This is a genomic window from Rhodococcus sp. MS13 (genome assembly GCF_013277835.1).
GTDB lineage: Bacteria > Actinomycetota > Actinomycetes > Mycobacteriales > Mycobacteriaceae > Rhodococcus_F > Rhodococcus_F erythropolis.
Window position 1 is genome coordinate 153,127 of record NZ_VBTL01000014.1, and the last position, 14,139, is coordinate 167,265.

At 62.0% G+C, this 14,139-nt stretch carries 15 protein-coding genes; 8 read left to right on the plus strand and 7 right to left on the minus strand.

Going from position 1 to position 14,139, the window contains the following annotated elements; genetic code table 11:
• Positions 1–23 precede the first annotated feature (23 nt).
• Positions 24–1,184, minus strand: coding sequence for a hypothetical protein (locus tag FEZ59_RS29105; protein WP_021333568.1), 1,161 nt, complete (start codon positions 1,182–1,184; stop codon positions 24–26).
• On the minus strand, positions 1,184–2,128 hold the full coding sequence (locus FEZ59_RS29110; RefSeq protein WP_029255210.1) for a metal-dependent hydrolase: 945 nt from the start codon (positions 2,126–2,128) through the stop codon (positions 1,184–1,186). Before FEZ59_RS29110 ends, FEZ59_RS29105 begins: the two co-directional genes overlap by 1 nt.
• Before the next feature lie 225 nt (positions 2,129–2,353).
• Here FEZ59_RS29110 and FEZ59_RS29115 point away from each other — a divergent pair, with 225 nt between their 5' ends.
• On the plus strand, positions 2,354–3,010 hold the full coding sequence (locus FEZ59_RS29115; protein ID WP_021344025.1) for a TetR/AcrR family transcriptional regulator: 657 nt from the start codon (positions 2,354–2,356) through the stop codon (positions 3,008–3,010).
• Here FEZ59_RS29115 and FEZ59_RS29120 read toward each other — a convergent pair.
• Both FEZ59_RS29120 and FEZ59_RS29125 read right to left on the minus strand, forming a co-directional pair.
• Entirely contained in the window at positions 2,976–3,710 is a 735-nt protein-coding gene (locus FEZ59_RS29120) for an energy-coupling factor transporter transmembrane protein EcfT (protein ID WP_020907480.1), read from the minus strand. The genes FEZ59_RS29115 and FEZ59_RS29120 overlap by 35 nt on opposite strands.
• Positions 3,707–5,746: an ATP-binding cassette domain-containing protein gene (locus FEZ59_RS29125; protein ID WP_172933534.1), complete on the minus strand. Its 2,040-nt coding sequence runs from the start codon at positions 5,744–5,746 to the stop codon at positions 3,707–3,709. Before FEZ59_RS29125 ends, FEZ59_RS29120 begins: the two co-directional genes overlap by 4 nt.
• 102 nt (positions 5,747–5,848) lie before the next feature.
• Between FEZ59_RS29125 and dapB the strand changes: the two genes are divergently transcribed.
• A complete protein-coding gene (dapB, locus tag FEZ59_RS29130) occupies positions 5,849–6,613 on the plus strand; it encodes a 4-hydroxy-tetrahydrodipicolinate reductase (protein ID WP_019748144.1) in 765 nt (254 codons plus the stop codon).
• Positions 6,610–7,074, plus strand: coding sequence for a hypothetical protein (locus FEZ59_RS29135; RefSeq protein WP_020907483.1), 465 nt, complete (start codon positions 6,610–6,612; stop codon positions 7,072–7,074). Before dapB ends, FEZ59_RS29135 begins: the two co-directional genes overlap by 4 nt.
• Before the next feature lie 35 nt (positions 7,075–7,109).
• Here FEZ59_RS29135 and FEZ59_RS29140 read toward each other — a convergent pair whose 3' ends face one another.
• Both FEZ59_RS29140 and FEZ59_RS29145 read right to left on the minus strand, forming a co-directional pair.
• Positions 7,110–7,766 carry a DUF3105 domain-containing protein gene (locus tag FEZ59_RS29140; protein WP_019748146.1) on the minus strand — a complete coding sequence of 219 codons (657 nt, stop codon included), beginning with the start codon at positions 7,764–7,766 and terminating at the stop codon, positions 7,110–7,112.
• A gap of 47 nt (positions 7,767–7,813) precedes the next feature.
• The gene (locus FEZ59_RS29145) at positions 7,814–8,761 is read right to left on the minus strand and encodes a hypothetical protein (RefSeq protein WP_202023267.1); all 948 of its coding nucleotides are present in this window, start codon (positions 8,759–8,761) and stop codon (positions 7,814–7,816) included.
• Positions 8,762–8,963: 202 nt separating this feature from the next.
• On the opposite strand from FEZ59_RS29145, the gene FEZ59_RS29150 reads away from it, so the two are divergent.
• Positions 8,964–9,362, plus strand: a complete 399-nt coding sequence (locus FEZ59_RS29150) for a DUF1801 domain-containing protein (RefSeq protein ID WP_020907486.1) — start codon at positions 8,964–8,966, stop codon at positions 9,360–9,362.
• Between the two features lie 7 nt (positions 9,363–9,369).
• On the opposite strand, the gene FEZ59_RS29155 is transcribed toward FEZ59_RS29150, so the two are convergent.
• Positions 9,370–10,527 (minus strand): isochorismate synthase, encoded by a 1,158-nt coding sequence (locus tag FEZ59_RS29155; protein ID WP_141487374.1) that lies wholly within the window; start codon positions 10,525–10,527, stop codon positions 9,370–9,372.
• A 201-nt stretch (positions 10,528–10,728) separates the two neighbouring features.
• Here FEZ59_RS29155 and FEZ59_RS29160 point away from each other — a divergent pair, with 201 nt between their 5' ends.
• Genes FEZ59_RS29160 through FEZ59_RS29175 form a run of 4 tightly spaced genes read left to right on the plus strand, consistent with a single transcriptional unit; the run spans position 10,729 to position 14,137 of the window.
• Complete coding sequence (locus FEZ59_RS29160; protein ID WP_003942230.1) at positions 10,729–10,959, plus strand: phosphopantetheine-binding protein; 231 nt, start codon at positions 10,729–10,731, stop codon at positions 10,957–10,959.
• Positions 10,947–11,747, plus strand: coding sequence for a 2,3-dihydro-2,3-dihydroxybenzoate dehydrogenase (locus FEZ59_RS29165; RefSeq protein ID WP_141487373.1), 801 nt, complete (start codon positions 10,947–10,949; stop codon positions 11,745–11,747). Before FEZ59_RS29160 ends, FEZ59_RS29165 begins: the two co-directional genes overlap by 13 nt.
• Before the next feature lie 41 nt (positions 11,748–11,788).
• Entirely contained in the window at positions 11,789–13,453 is a 1,665-nt protein-coding gene (locus FEZ59_RS29170) for a (2,3-dihydroxybenzoyl)adenylate synthase (RefSeq protein WP_141487372.1), read from the plus strand.
• A 36-nt stretch (positions 13,454–13,489) separates the two neighbouring features.
• Positions 13,490–14,137 carry an isochorismatase family protein gene (locus tag FEZ59_RS29175; RefSeq protein ID WP_019748152.1) on the plus strand — a complete coding sequence of 216 codons (648 nt, stop codon included), beginning with the start codon at positions 13,490–13,492 and terminating at the stop codon, positions 14,135–14,137.
• Positions 14,138–14,139: the final 2 nt, after the last annotated feature.

Sequence of the window (14,139 nt, forward strand, 5' to 3'; positions counted from 1 at the left end):
CGAGAGGTCTCGTCCCGGTCGACCTAGCTGGCCGGAGTCGTTGAGTTTGCCCCGAGAAGTTCAGCGTCGTCGACGACGGAGTTCCTCTTCGGAATGGTGAAAGTTGCGCTCACACACAGGATTGCGATGACGAAGCACGCCAGTGTGTACCACAGGTTCCCGATGGGATCTCCAGCGCTGGTGGAACCGTCGACTGCGTCGAAGAAGTCCGGAAGCGCACTCGCCCACAGTACGGCCATGACAACCAGGTACACCACGCTGTAAATCTGGACGAACCTGTTGGTGTGTGCAGGAGCGTTCGATTCTGCCGTGCGCAGGTTTCTCCACTGGCGGACGAGAACCACGATCGCGACCACTGTGAGGACGGCGAGTTCCGCCGCATAGAGGAACCCACGAACGGTGTCACTGCCCATCCCGAAGACCGTCGCCGGGAGCGGGAGAATGAACGTACCCAGCGAGGCCAGCAGGCCGATCACGATGGTGCGCCAAACCAACTGAAGCCCGGAGAAGTGCTTGCCGGCATCGACGTGCCGTCCGACGAAGTACTGGACGCAGAATGCCAACGACATCGGCCACAGCGCGGCGAAGACGACCACGCTGGGGAGTGGAACCGCGTCGAACATGGGTTGGTTGATCGGGTTCGACGTCGACCACTCCCACCACCGCAACTGGGGTCCGAGGTGATCGAAGATTTCGTAGAACGCGTGGTGGACGAAGCCGACGCAGACTGCACCCAGCAGGGGACCGTATTTGCGGAAAACGCCGAGCATTCTGACTATTTCGAAGGCCAACGTCGCCATGAGCGGGTAGATGGCAATGATGTACAGCGGCAGTCGACCCCACATGAAGTCGACGGTGAACACGTTGTGCGCGAACATCGTGTCCACTTGTTCTTCGATGCCGAACGCTGCCGGGAAGTACAGCGGAGGCTCGATGATGAACAGGTAGGCGGTGGCGCCGAACCAAAGGACCAGGTTGGTGGGGTCGCCGTTGCGGCGCAGTCGCACGATCGCCAAGACCAGTGCGAGTACCGAGCCGACGATGATCGTCCATTCGAGTACGGGCAGGGTCCAGTTCTCGAGGGCCGCCGGGTTACGGAACTCGACGAGTCCACCTGCTTCCTGACAGGAGAAACCGAGTTCTGTTGCCAGTTGGGCAAACGTGGGGGAGCAGTGCTCTGCCATCAGTTGGCCCCTGACGTGATCGACTCTTGTGCCTGAGATTCGGCGGTGTACCAGCGTGTGCAGTCGTAGCCGTCGTCGTAACGCTTGAACCACTGGTCGGCCAGTGCGGGGAGCTTCTCGTGGTCCGGGTTGTGATTGGGCATCTGGCTGCGGAAGACTCCGCCGAGCGCGACGAGTTGTTCGCCGAGTTGTAGGTGATCGAAGGCGCGGGGCATGGTGCCCTTGGTCAGGTAGGGCGCAAACGACGTCAGAATCTTCTGCTTGGTGCGGTGCATGGCGAACATCGACAGTGAGTCGACTTGCCGTTCGGAGAGTGGAACGTGCTGGTTGAACCCTGCACAGGCGATGCGAATCACCTTCATGACGTGCGCGAAGATCGACGGCGCCATTCGCATCCGGTAAAGCTCGCTTCCGACAACGGAATTGAAGATGATCAGTGCCGAGCTGCGATGCTCGACCTCCTCGACGAAGTGCCAGATGAACAGTGATGCGACGCGGTCGTCTCCCGGACGGAACAAGGTCGCCTCGTTGTCGAGCATCAGTTTGAACACCGGTGTGAAGGTCGCCTCCAGATCTGCGGTGTACGCGAGCCGGTAGTTCAACGAGGTCGCCTCGGTGAGCAGATCGAATTCACCGATCACGGCGTCGAGTGTGTTCTGCAGTCCGGGGTATCGCCTGATCAGAGCTTTCACATGTTGGCGGTGGGCGGTCGAGTGGTGGCCTTCTTGACGCATGAATGCCACGGCTTCCTCGGCGACCTCCGGATCACTGATCCGCGACTTGGTTTGCATGATCATCTTCACGATCATCTTTTCGAAACCGATGGCCAGGAACGAGACCGCGTTGGACATGCTCGACCAGGCCGGATTCTCCGGGTTCCACAGGAAGGGAACGTCATGATCCTCGAATCCGAAATCCATCTTTCGGGGCTGAAGGTTGGTCACTTGTCGAACCTCGTCTTTCGGAGGGGCTGGTCAGGTGGCCGCTCTGGCACTCGAAGCCACGTGTGGCGGTAATCATACATATTGATGTGCAGTTGTATGTTCACTTTCGATGACGGGAGTGGATTCGGGGAAAGCAGATGCAAAACCTGCCTGTGTTAGCCTGTGGCTCTTGGACTTCGAGCGCAAAGACATGGTTCGAGCCTCGTTCGAGCGAGGAAGTGGGCAGTGGCACGAAGGCGTGGGTGGGGCGGCAATCCACCGGACAACGACGAAGATGCGTCACGTCGAATTGTCGAGGCCGCAGTCGAGCTGATCGGACGGACGAGTTCGGAAATCAGCATCGGCGACGTGGCGGAGTCACTGGGCGTGATCCGGCAGACCGTGTATCGATACTTCCCCAGCGCCGACGCTCTGATGCGGGCAGCGGCGATCGCGTCGGTCGACGGCTACCTCGATCGACTCACCACACACGTGAGCGGCATCGAAGATCCCGTCGAGGCGATGACCGAGGGTGTTCTCTACACACTGACTCAGGTCCACCGAACACCGCATCTCGGCATCCTTCTCACAAGCACGAATTCGAGTCTGCACCCGGAGGGTCTGACCTCTCAGGAGGCGCAAGCCTTCGGAATGGCGATGATCAACCGCTTCGACGTGGACTGGGTGCATTACGGCTACGACGACGCGTCACTTCAGGAACTGGTCGAATACGTCCTGCGGACGATGCAGTCGTTTTTCCTCGCGCCTGGCGACCCACCGCGGAGCGATGAGGAACTGCGGCGATACCTAAGGCGCTGGATGGGTTCTGCGATCATCGCCCAGGCAAATTCTGTCAGCGATGACCCGATCAGCGCAGGACTATCGTCAAAGCAACGGCACTGACGCACGCGGCGATGACGACGGTCAGTGCGAACAGGTCGGCGAGCTGAGGGCGCTTGGGGTACGCCGCAATCAGTCCAGTGCCCCCGCGAGCGGAGATTGCTTCGCCCATTTCGGCAGACCGCCGAATTGCCACGGACATGGTTGTGGTGATCAGGTCGACTATCGAATTGTCGGCCGCGCTGTTCACCACAGCTTTCGGGCGCAGTCGTCGCGCCGCTACCAGGGTGAGCATCTCGTCGATCAACAGTGGAAGTGAACGAATGCAGAGGGCGGTCGCGATGGCCCACTCGTCGACCGGGATCTTGAATATTCGCAGCGGTCTACCGAGCGTTGCCAGTGCCGGCGCCACGTCGCTCATCGACGTGGTCCACGCCAACATCAGTGAGACGCAGAGCAATACAAGACCGAACGTCACAGCTTGCAGGTAGATGAACACCGCGTCGATGCCGATCGGAAGGTTGATCAACGCGCCGAGCAGGATCAGCGCCCACAACCACCACGGAGGCCGGGGAACTGCAGTCGGGGGGATACGTCCGATCACCGCGGTCAGCAACAACAATCCCAGTACGACGCCGATCGCCGGCCAGGACGGCGCGGCCACGACCACGATGCTGACGAGAACGACGGCAACGATCTTCGTTCCGGCCCACAATCGGTGGATCGGCGATGAAGTCGGGACTTCGCGCAGAAGTGTTGTCACGTCGTCGATCCTTCCAAGGCACTGCTGGCGGCAGGGTCGAGGATGCGACCCTGCGACAGTCGAATTGTTCTGCTGCAGACGGCATCCATGCCGTCGACATCGTGGGAGATGACGACTACTGCGGTTCCGTTCCGACGAATCCACCTGAGTACGTTCAGGATTTCGTGTCGGCCGGGTGGATCGAGCCCGGCCAATGGTTCGTCGAGGATGAGTACTCGGGGTTGGCGGACGAGGAGACCGGCCAGTACGACGCGTCGCATCTGTCCGCCGCTCAACTCGTCGATACTGCGGCCGGCGATGTGACGGTCGAGTCCGACGGCGTCGAGCGCCCAGGAGACTTGCACCGATCCGATCTCCGGACCGCCGGCGGCCTCGATGTCTTCGGCGACGGTTCGGCGTTGCAGCTGCAGCCTCGAGTGTTGGAACGTCAGACCGACAGTGCCGAGCTGACGCGAGACGGGTTTGCCGTCGAAGACCGCGGTTCCCCGGCTCGGTGCGATCAAGCCCGCCATGATCCAGGCCAGGGTCGATTTACCGGAACCGTTGCCGCCCAGGACCAGTAGCCCGTCCCCGTCTCCGATGGTCAGATTCACGTCCGAGAGTGCGCGCCGCGACCACGGAGTCCGGTCGTTGTAGGTGTGGGTGACATCGGTGAGTTGGAGGACAGTTCGAGTGCCGGCCGGCCACGGCGCAGACGGCGGACCCGCGAACGTCGACGTCATCCAACCGGGTTGGTGATCGATCTGCCGTCCGCGTTGTAGTTGAATCACCCGATCTGCGTTGCGGGTGTCGGCGTGGTGATGGGTGACCAGCACCACGGCCATCGGATGGCGCCGGGGCAGTTCGGCGAGGAGCGAGACCAATTCCTCCCGGCCGGCCTGATCGACCATCGCGGTGGCTTCGTCCGCGATCAGCAGAGCGGGGCGACGAGCCAGAGCGGCAGCAACCGCCAGACGTTGCATCTCGCCGCCGGACAGCCCTGAGGTCTCGCGCATGCCCATGCCGGCGAGTCCCACCTCGGCCAGCAGTGCATCGACGTCGGGATGCGACTCGGGCGGAAGCCCCCAGACGACGTCATCGGCGACGCGGGTTCCGAGGATCTGGCTCTCGGGACGTTGGAGGACGACGGCGGTTCCGCCGTGTCGACCGAGACCGGCGGACCCGGGCCTCGTCAGGGTCCCGACGGTCGGTGCGCGACCGGCGAGCAACCGGGTGAGTGTGGACTTGCCCGAGCCGTTGTGGCCGACGACGGTCACGAACTCTCCTCGTCGGACCGTGAAGTTGACGTCGACGAGCGCTGGCGTCGATGCACCCGGATAGGTGAAGCCCACGTGATCGAAAGTGACCGGTAACGGATCGATCGGCCGGTCGTCGGGAGCTGTCTGGAGCGGGTCGGCCGAGGGGAGTGCAGCCAATCGATCGAGGACGGCACCGAGGACAAAATAGGAGACGACGGTGCTGAGGACGATTCCGGAGATGATCGACACGCCGATCCACAACCACCAGTAGTCGATGATCGAGCCGATGCTGTTCTCGATCCATTCGGCTGCGCCGACCAGCGTCGGGGCACGCTTCAAGATTGCGGCCACGCCCAGCGCGGTGTTCTCCAGCGAGGTCAACAACAAGGTGCGCAGGGGCGCGAGAACAAGCAACAGGACTATGGAGAACAACGCCAGCGCGGGTCCGATGACAAGCGACGACAGCAACGCGGAGATGAAGCCGAGACCGCGCCGCTTGACCGTACCGATGATTCCGCCGAGGAGAGCGCTCAGCGCGACCGCCGCCGCAGATCCCGAACCCGCTGCGACGAAAGCGACCGCAGTAGCCGAGACGCCGGCCGTCATCACGGCGCGGACTCGAAAGCGCTGGGCAACAATTCCCATCGGAACGGCGGCCACGAGGTTGAGGGCGCTGGCCATGGGGATGACCGTGGCAATGACGGACAACGCGACCGTGAATCCGGCCATGACGGCACCCGTTGCCAACTCGAGTGGTCGAAGGTTGCCGGTTTCGCGGACTTGCGGACGGTTGCTCACTACGTCCAGTGTGCCAGTGGTGACATAACTCCTGCCCGACTGATGGTGAGCGCATCGGCACGATTGCGTAGGCTTCACCTCAAACAATGCATCGGACGGAGCGTGGAAGACGTGAGTGCAGCACCCATCAGGGTCGGGGTTCTGGGAGCCAAGGGCAAGGTCGGTCGAGCGATCTGCGAGGCAGTGGAAGCTGCTCCCGATCTGGAACTTGTCGCTCAGGTCGATACCGGTGATCGCATCGAGACGTTCGTCGACACCCGCACTCAGGTAGTCGTCGATTTCACGCACCCCGACGTCGTCATGGGAAATCTGGAATTCCTCGTGGCCAACGGAATTCACGCCGTGATCGGCACCACCGGTTTCGACGAGTCCAGGCTTGCGACTGTGCAGTCCTGGCTCGACGAGCAGCCTGCAACGGGTGTTCTGATCGCCCCGAACTTCGCCATCGGTGCTGTGTTGTTGATGCGTTTCTCGGCTGCCGCGGCGCGCTTCTTCGATTCCGTCGAGGTCATCGAACTTCACCACCCCAACAAGGCAGATGCTCCCTCGGGCACCGCATACCGAACGGCCGCCATGATCGCCGAAGCTCGCGCGGAAGCAGGCGTCGGACGCAGCCCTGACGCCACCACGACCGAGCTCGAGGGTGCGCGCGGAGCCGACGTCGACGGAGTCCGGGTTCACTCCGTGCGGATGGCCGGACTGGTCGCGCATCAGGAAGTGATTCTCGGAACTCAGGGCGAGACGCTGACCATTCGCCACGACTCGATCGACCGGAATTCGTTCGCGCCGGGCGTTCTGCTCGGTGTCCGCCAGATCGGGTCACGTCCGGGCCTGACGGTCGGTATCGATTCCTTCCTCGATCTATGAACAAGACCACCCGCACCCTCGCGCTGATCGTTGCGATCTGTATCGCGCTCGCGGTGTACTTCGTATTGCTCGGCCAGCGCGGAATCCAGCTCATCCAAGACGGAGGCGGCGCCGCGATCGGTCTCGGGATCGGCGTGCTGATCCTGCCGTTCCTGGGGCTGTGGCTCGTCATCGCCACCCTTCGTGCCGGCTTCACACACCAACGCCTCGCGCAGCAGATTCACGACGAGGGCCTCGCTGTCGATGCGTCTTCACTTCCGAAATTGCCTTCGGGCCGGATCGAGCGGGCGGCTGCCGACGAGTTGTTCGCTCAGATCAAGGTCGACTGGGAAGCAGACCCGGACAACTGGAAGCAGAACTTCCGACTCGCTCGCGCCTACGACTATGCCGGTGACCGAAGCCGGGCGCGGGAAACCATGCGCCGCGCAGTGGAACTGGAACGTCGGTCGCGAGGCAAGTAGTTTCTCCCTGCTGTGAACAGGGGTCTGCTGGGATGCTACCGCTCCGGAACTGTTGCGGGAGAAGACGGATCCGGAGTGGTGGGGTCGAATGGCGGCGGGTTGTTCGGGTCGAAGCTAGTCATCGGCACCGAACACGTCGCGCCCACTTCGGGATACGTGTTCGGGTTGACTCGTAGCGCCGAGACGAATTGATCGATGCGAGCGTCCTCAGCGTTGTCGAGTTTGAGTTGACGGCCCCAGGACTGCAGCGAGATCGGCGAATCCAGGGTCGGATACGGCGACATCAAGGTGTAGCTCATGCCTTCGACTCGCTGTGCCAAGCGCGCCTGATCCTCACTCGAGACCAGGTCGGGGTTGTACGTGATCCACACTGCCCCGTGCTCGAGGGAATGGACCGCATTCTCGGTTCGAATGGCTTGCGGGTAGACAACTCCGGTGCAGTTTGCCCAGACCGAATCATGGCGACCACCGAAGGGCGGTGAATGTGTGTACGCCACACGTTCGTTCGGCCGTACGTGTTGAGCTGCCGGGTAGTCGACCGTGACAACTCCGTCGATGGATTCGGACGGATCCGGATTGTCGACGCTCGGAACAAACGCATCCGGTCGAGGTGTTCCTTCGAGAGAATTCGCGCACGAAGCCAGCGCGAGAACTGTCGAGATCGCCACTGTTGCTCGAAGTTGTTTGTTCACTCGGCCATGATAGCGGCGCCTGTCCGCTTTCCCGAGACGTGAATCGACTACGACCCGAGAGAGCTTGTGGTTCCGCCCGAGTGCGCGATGTCACTGGCGCCTCGAAGAATTCGGAGCGGAGGCAGCGGCCCTTGGTATGCCTCGGAGCCACTGATCAGATCACCGGCCGCGTCGAACGCGATCGCTTCACCTTGTGGCTCGTCGGGAAGGGGCACACGAATAGGCGTGGTGGTCAAGGCTTTCGCGACATCGCCGTCGGGAGCTGTGTAGAGGTAGACATCGGTGTAGGTGCGCAGCGCTACCACCGTGCCGTCTTTGCTCACGGCGCCTCCGGTGACAGCCATCGTTCCGGCGTGGGGGACCGGCCCACCGGAAGTGAGGGTGGGAGAAAATCTGAGCTGACCTTCCTTGGCCAACATGGTCGGCGACGCCGTCCTCGGATCCTGAACCTGCTGTCGCTCAGCGGTTGTGTAGACCACGCTTGCGCCCAGGTAATCCTTGGTGACGATGACGGGAAGCCCGTTGCTCTGGATCAGCAGTGTCTCGGCATCGTGCGCCCCGTCCGGATAAACCAGGGGGTAGGGGGTCGCGGCACCTGAAGTCGGATCGAGTTCGATCAGCCCGATCGACGTTCGTACCGCGTTGTTGTCGCCGATGTCTGCCAGCCACAGGTGGCCGTCGGGAGTCGACGAGAGATCCTCGACATCGACACGAGGGGTGCCCACGCTGATCCAGCGCTGAACGTGGCAGTTCGAATCGAGTTCGGCGACTCGATCATCGGAGCCGCTGTCGCCGATTGCGTATATCCCGGCCGCGGTGACGGTGAGTCCGGACAGCTCGGAAAGGCCTTCATCGGTGGGTGTGCACAGTACGTCGAAGACGCGCGGGGCCTGTTGCGCCGCCGCCGGAACAGTGTGAACGCCGACGACTGCGGCGGCGAGAAGAACCGATCCGGCAGCCGCAGCGACTGAATGGGCAAGCGGGCGATTCCACATCACGATGCAGTCCTCCGGGCCGAAGAATCGGGACTTAGTGCCCAGAGAATACTGGACGTCCGTCTCACTTTGTCCGAATTCCAAGAAATCGCGCTTGCCGAGACGTCGTGATGCGTCAGTGATTCGCTGAGTGAATGTTGGTGCAGGAGGGGATACTCGACTCACCGGAGATCGGCGGCAACGAGCAGGAAGTGACGAAGCGATGGCGAAGCGTGATTCCGAAAAGCAAGGCGCAGATTCCCCGTCTCAGTTGATCGACCAGCGAATCGAGGAACTCGGAGACTGGCGGGGCGAGATGCTCTCCCGGATACGAACTCTGATCAAAGAGGTGGATCCGGATGTGGTGGAGGAATGGAAGTGGCGAGGAGTTCCCGTGTGGTACCACGCTGGAATGATCTGTACCGGTGAGACTTACAAGAGTGCAGTGAAGGTGACTTTTGCCAAAGGCGCATCACTCGACGACGCCTCAGGTCTCTTCAACTCCAGCCTCGAGGGCAATACGAGACGGGCGATCGATTTTCACGAAGGTGAAGCCGTCGACGAAAAGGCGTTCAAGGCACTCGTTCACGCCGCGATTGCCCTGAACACCTCGAAGAAGTAATGCCTGGTCAGAGCTGATGTTCAGCGAGGTCGAACGCACTGAGTAACGTGCGGAATTTTGTACTGGTCTCTATCAGCTCGATTTCCGGATCGGAGGAAGCGACGATTCCGCCGCCTGCGTACGCCCGCGCCGAGAGGCCGTCTGCTGCAATCTCGGCGCAACGAATAGCCACCATCCACTCGCCGTCTCCGGTTCGGTCGCACCAGCCCACGGCACCGGCGTAGAACCCGCGGTCCCCTTCGGTCGCGGTGATGTGCTCGCGTGCGGCGCCCGTCGGTGTTCCGCAGATGGCGGGGGTCGGGTGCAGCGCCATTGCCAGCTCGAGCGAGGTCAGGTTCGGATCGGTCAGGACACCTTCGATCTTGGTCCCGAGGTGCCACAGTTGCGGTGTCCGAAGGAGTTCCGGTGCGCTGGGTGCATTGAATGATGTGCACAGTGGTCCGAGTATCGCGCTGATGGAGTCGACGACAAACGCGTGTTCGGCGAGATCTTTGGTCGACGCGCGGAGTTGCTCGGCATTCGCCTCGTCCTGATCCGAATTCGGGTGCCGTGCAATCGAGCCCGCCAACGGGTGGCAGGTGACGACGTCGCCTCGCCGTTCGATCAGAACCTCGGGCGTCGAGCCGACCAGCGAACGCCCGCGGTACTTTCCTCCGGCGGGGGACAAGTCGACGCAGAAACCGTTGTGCGCGTGATCGAGTGCAATCAGTTTCTCGGCCAGATCGGCGGGAAAGATCGTGGACTCGGCCTCGATGGTCAGGGAGCGTGCGAGGACAACTTTGTCGAGTTCGCCTGCTCGAAGACGTTCGATGGCGCCGCGGACCCTGTCGGTGTGGATCTGCGGGCTGGGTTCGAATCCGGCTACCCGCGAAGTGGGTAGCGTCGGCACGTTCGAGTGATATAGATCACCGCGGACTCGTGTGAAACTCAGTGGCGCGGTGAGGGCGGACGGCGTCTCCGGGGAGAACGGCAGGGCGCCGACGACCGAGTCGATGCGGCCCGTTTTGAGGGCTTCAGCGGCGTCGAAGGCCGAGTCGAATTCTTCGACTACTCCCGAAGTGCGGATCGACGTTTGCCTACGTGAGAGCAGGAAAACGGAGTCCGTTTCATCGTCAGTCCGGTTGTTGCGCAACGGGAATTCGGAGACTTCGGCGAGTGCTGACATGGACACCCTTCCAGTTCGACAGGATTACTTGCTATGTTGAGGCTAGCCTTAGTTTGGGTGAATTTGTGTCCTGAGCATCCGGGTTGTGTACTTCCGTACCGTTATGGTTAGGCTGGCCTAAAGTAAAGGCGTGCGGACGGGGTCGACACGAGGGGTGGGTTGGCTCGATCTGAGCGCGTCGACCACTACTCGAGGAGACCGATGAGCAACACCGTGGACCGTGACCAGATCGTGCGCGACGTCGCCGAGGTTCTGTCGATGAGGGCAGAACAACTCGGCGACGACGCGGACCTGGGTGACGAAGGCCTGGACTCGGTTCGCTTGATGACGCTCGTCGAACGTTGGCGAGGAGCGGGCGCGGATGCCGACTTCGCGGAGTTGGCAGAAGAACCGACGATCAATGCCTGGGTTCAGGTGCTGTGCCCGCAGTGAGCGATCGCCGAATTGCCGTAGTCACCGGTGCGGCGGCGGGGATCGGCGCCGCAGTGGCCCGGACTCTTGCGCGCGACGGGTATTCGCTGGCACTTCTCGATCGCGACGACGTCGAATTGAAGCGGGCAACTGCGGAATTGGCAGAAACAATCGTCGAAGGCGCCGATATCGAGAGTCACGTCGTGGACGTGACCGATCGGCAGGCAGTCGACGCTGCAGTGGCCTCCACGATGGACACGTTCGGCCGGATCGACGCGCTCGCGCACGTCGCCGGAATTCTCGACACCGGATCGGTGCTGGACTCCGATCCAGACCAGTGGCGGAAGATATTCGGCGTCAACGTATTCGGATTGCTCAACGTTCTGCAAAGTGTGGGACTGGAAATGCGTCGCCGGCGGGCTGGGTCGATCGTGGTGGTCTCGTCCAACGCGGCCGGTGTCCCACGTATCGGGATGGGTGCTTACGGTTCGTCCAAAGCTGCTGCCACCATGTTGGTTCGAACCGCGGGCCTGGAGTTGGCTGTCGACGGGATTCGCGTCAACGTTGTCGCTCCGGGTTCCACAGACACAGCGATGCAGCGGTCATTGTGGTCGGACCCTTCCGACGATTCGGGTGCCGACGCTGTCATCGAAGGCGATCTGGCGGGCTATCGCCTGGGCATTCCGCTCGGAAAACTTGCCACCGCAGACGATATCGCGGACTCGGTGCACTTCCTGCTGTCCGACCGGGCGGCCCACATCACCATGCAGGCGCTGTACGTCGACGGCGGAGCGACGCTAAAAGCGTGAGATGTATTTGCTGACAGTACTTTCGAAGAGGAGTCACTTGCATGACATCGAGGATCGCTCGCGAGCCCTTGGCGCCCGTCGCACAGTATCCACCCGAATTGGTGACGCATTATCGGGAACGAGGCTACTGGACTGACGAGACGCTGGCCGGATTCATCACGGCCGCGGCCGCACGGCATCCCGACAACGAAGCGGTAGTAGGCAGCGATGCCACCGGGGCACAAACACGGCTGACGTATTGCGACCTCGATCGTCGCAGCTCGGCAGTGGCCGGAGGCCTGTCCGGGTTGGGTGTTCGCGCCGGTGACCGTGTGCTTCTGCAGCTACCGAACATCGTGGAATACGTCGAAGCATTGTTCGGTGTGTTGAAGCTCGGCGCCCTGCCGGTATTCGGGCTGCCAGCGCATCGCCGAACCGAAATCGGATACTTCTGCCAGTTCGCTGATGTCGCTGCCTATATCGTCGCCGACCGTCATGGCGGGTTCGACTACCGCGCACTGGCGCGTGAGGTGAACGAAGGCCTCGAAACTCCGCCTGTTGTGATCGTGGCCGGCGACCCCGAAGAGTTTGTCGGTTTCGATTCGCTACGCGGATACGAGATTCCCGTTCTTGCCGACGTCGATCCGTTGTCGGTCGCCTTTCTTCAGCTTTCCGGTGGCACGACCGGTGTTCCGAAGCTGATTCCGCGAACGCACGCCGACTACCTCTACTCGGTGCGGGCATCCAACCCGATCTGCGGCGTCGACGATTCGACGCGCATGTTGGTGGTTCTCCCTGCTGCGCACAATTTTCCGATGAGTTCGCCGGGCATTCTCGGTGTCTTCCACGCGGGCGGCACCGTGGTTCTGGCGCCGGACACCATGCCGTCCACAGCTTTCGGTCTGATCGAATCAGAGCGAGTCACGCACGCGTCGCTGGTTCCACCGATCGCATTGGCCTGGATGGCCGCCCCCAGCAAGGCAGATCACGACCTGTCGAGCTTGCGGGTTCTCGGCGTCGGCGGAGCGAAGTTCAGCGCCGAAGCTGCCGCACGCGTACCCACGGAGCTGGGCTGCACCCTTCAGCAGGTGTTCGGCATGGCTGAGGGTTTGGTCAACTACACCCGCCTCGACGACACGCAAGAATTGATCGTCAGCACGCAGGGCCGGCCCATTTCACCGGACGACGAGGTTCGTGTAGTCGATGACGATGGCGCGCTCGTCGAGCCCGGAACCACGGGGCACTTACTGACTCGGGGGCCGTACACGATCCGTGGCTATTACCGGGCGGATGCGCACAATGCCGAGGTCTTCGACGCCGAAGGTTTCTATCGCACCGGCGATCTGGTCAGCGTCACCGATACGGGACACCTGATTGTCGAGGGCCGCGCAAAGGACCAGATCAACCGCGGCGGCGAGAAGGTGGCCGCCGAGGAGATCGAGAACCACCTGCTCTCGCATCCTGCTGTCCACGATGCGGCCGTCGTCGCTGTTCCCGACGAGTACCTGGGCGAGCGAACCTGCGCCGTTCTGGTGATTTCCGGAGATGCACCGACCGTCGGCGAGATCAAGCGATACATACGAGGCCGAGGCGTTGCGGCGTACAAGGTTCCGGATCGAGTGGAGTTCGTGACCGAGTTCCCCGTCACCGGCGTCGGAAAGACCAGCAAGGCGGCCTTGCGCCGTGTTCTCAGCGAATCGATTGCCGCACAGACTCTGTCGAGTTGATCGGTTCCCACCCCCACATTTTCGAGGAGATTCATCATGGCGCTACCCACAGCAGTGCGATACGAGATGCCCACCGAGTTTCCGCAGAATCGGGTCGACTGGACTCTCGATCCTTCCCGAGCGGTGCTGCTTCTGCACGACATGCAGGAATATTTCGTGAACGCGTACGACCGAAGCGTCGACCCGCTCCAAACCGTGGTTCCGAACATCGACCGGCTTCGTTCGTCGGCGCGAGCTGCCGGAATCCCGATCGTCTACACCGCGCAACCCGGTGATCAGGATCCCGAGGAGCGTGCGTTGCTGTCGGATTTCTGGGGACCGGGTCTGAAGGCAGATCCCGCTCACACCGACGTGATCGCCGAGTTGGCTCCGCATCCGGACGACGTGATGCTCACAAAATGGCGCTACAGCGCCTTCATCAAAACGGATCTGCGTGAGCGGCTGCGCGAGAGTGGGCGTGACCAGCTGATCATCACCGGAATCTATGCCCACATCGGTTGCCTGACTACCGCTTTGGACGGGTTCATGCAAGACGTGCAGATCTTCTTCGTGGGCGACGCGGTGGCCGACTTCTCCCTGGGCGAGCATGTCGGCGCCCTCGAGTACGCGGCCGGGCGCTGCGCCTCGGTCACCCGAACCGATGACCTGGTCAAGGCGATGAGCGCGGAAACGGTTTCGGCGTAGGC

Coding starts and splice junctions, on each gene's coding strand:
- FEZ59_RS29105 (WP_021333568.1), bottom strand. CDS start 1,184: ATGGCAGAGCACTGCTCCCCCACGTTTGCCCAACTGGCAACAGAACTC.
- FEZ59_RS29135 (WP_020907483.1), top strand. CDS start 6,610: ATGAACAAGACCACCCGCACCCTCGCGCTGATCGTTGCGATCTGTATC.
- FEZ59_RS29145 (WP_202023267.1), bottom strand. CDS start 8,761: ATGTGGAATCGCCCGCTTGCCCATTCAGTCGCTGCGGCTGCCGGATCG.
- FEZ59_RS29150 (WP_020907486.1), top strand. CDS start 8,964: ATGGCGAAGCGTGATTCCGAAAAGCAAGGCGCAGATTCCCCGTCTCAG.
- FEZ59_RS29155 (WP_141487374.1), bottom strand. CDS start 10,527: ATGTCAGCACTCGCCGAAGTCTCCGAATTCCCGTTGCGCAACAACCGG.
- FEZ59_RS29160 (WP_003942230.1), top strand. CDS start 10,729: ATGAGCAACACCGTGGACCGTGACCAGATCGTGCGCGACGTCGCCGAG.
- FEZ59_RS29170 (WP_141487372.1), top strand. CDS start 11,789: ATGACATCGAGGATCGCTCGCGAGCCCTTGGCGCCCGTCGCACAGTAT.
- FEZ59_RS29175 (WP_019748152.1), top strand. CDS start 13,490: ATGGCGCTACCCACAGCAGTGCGATACGAGATGCCCACCGAGTTTCCG.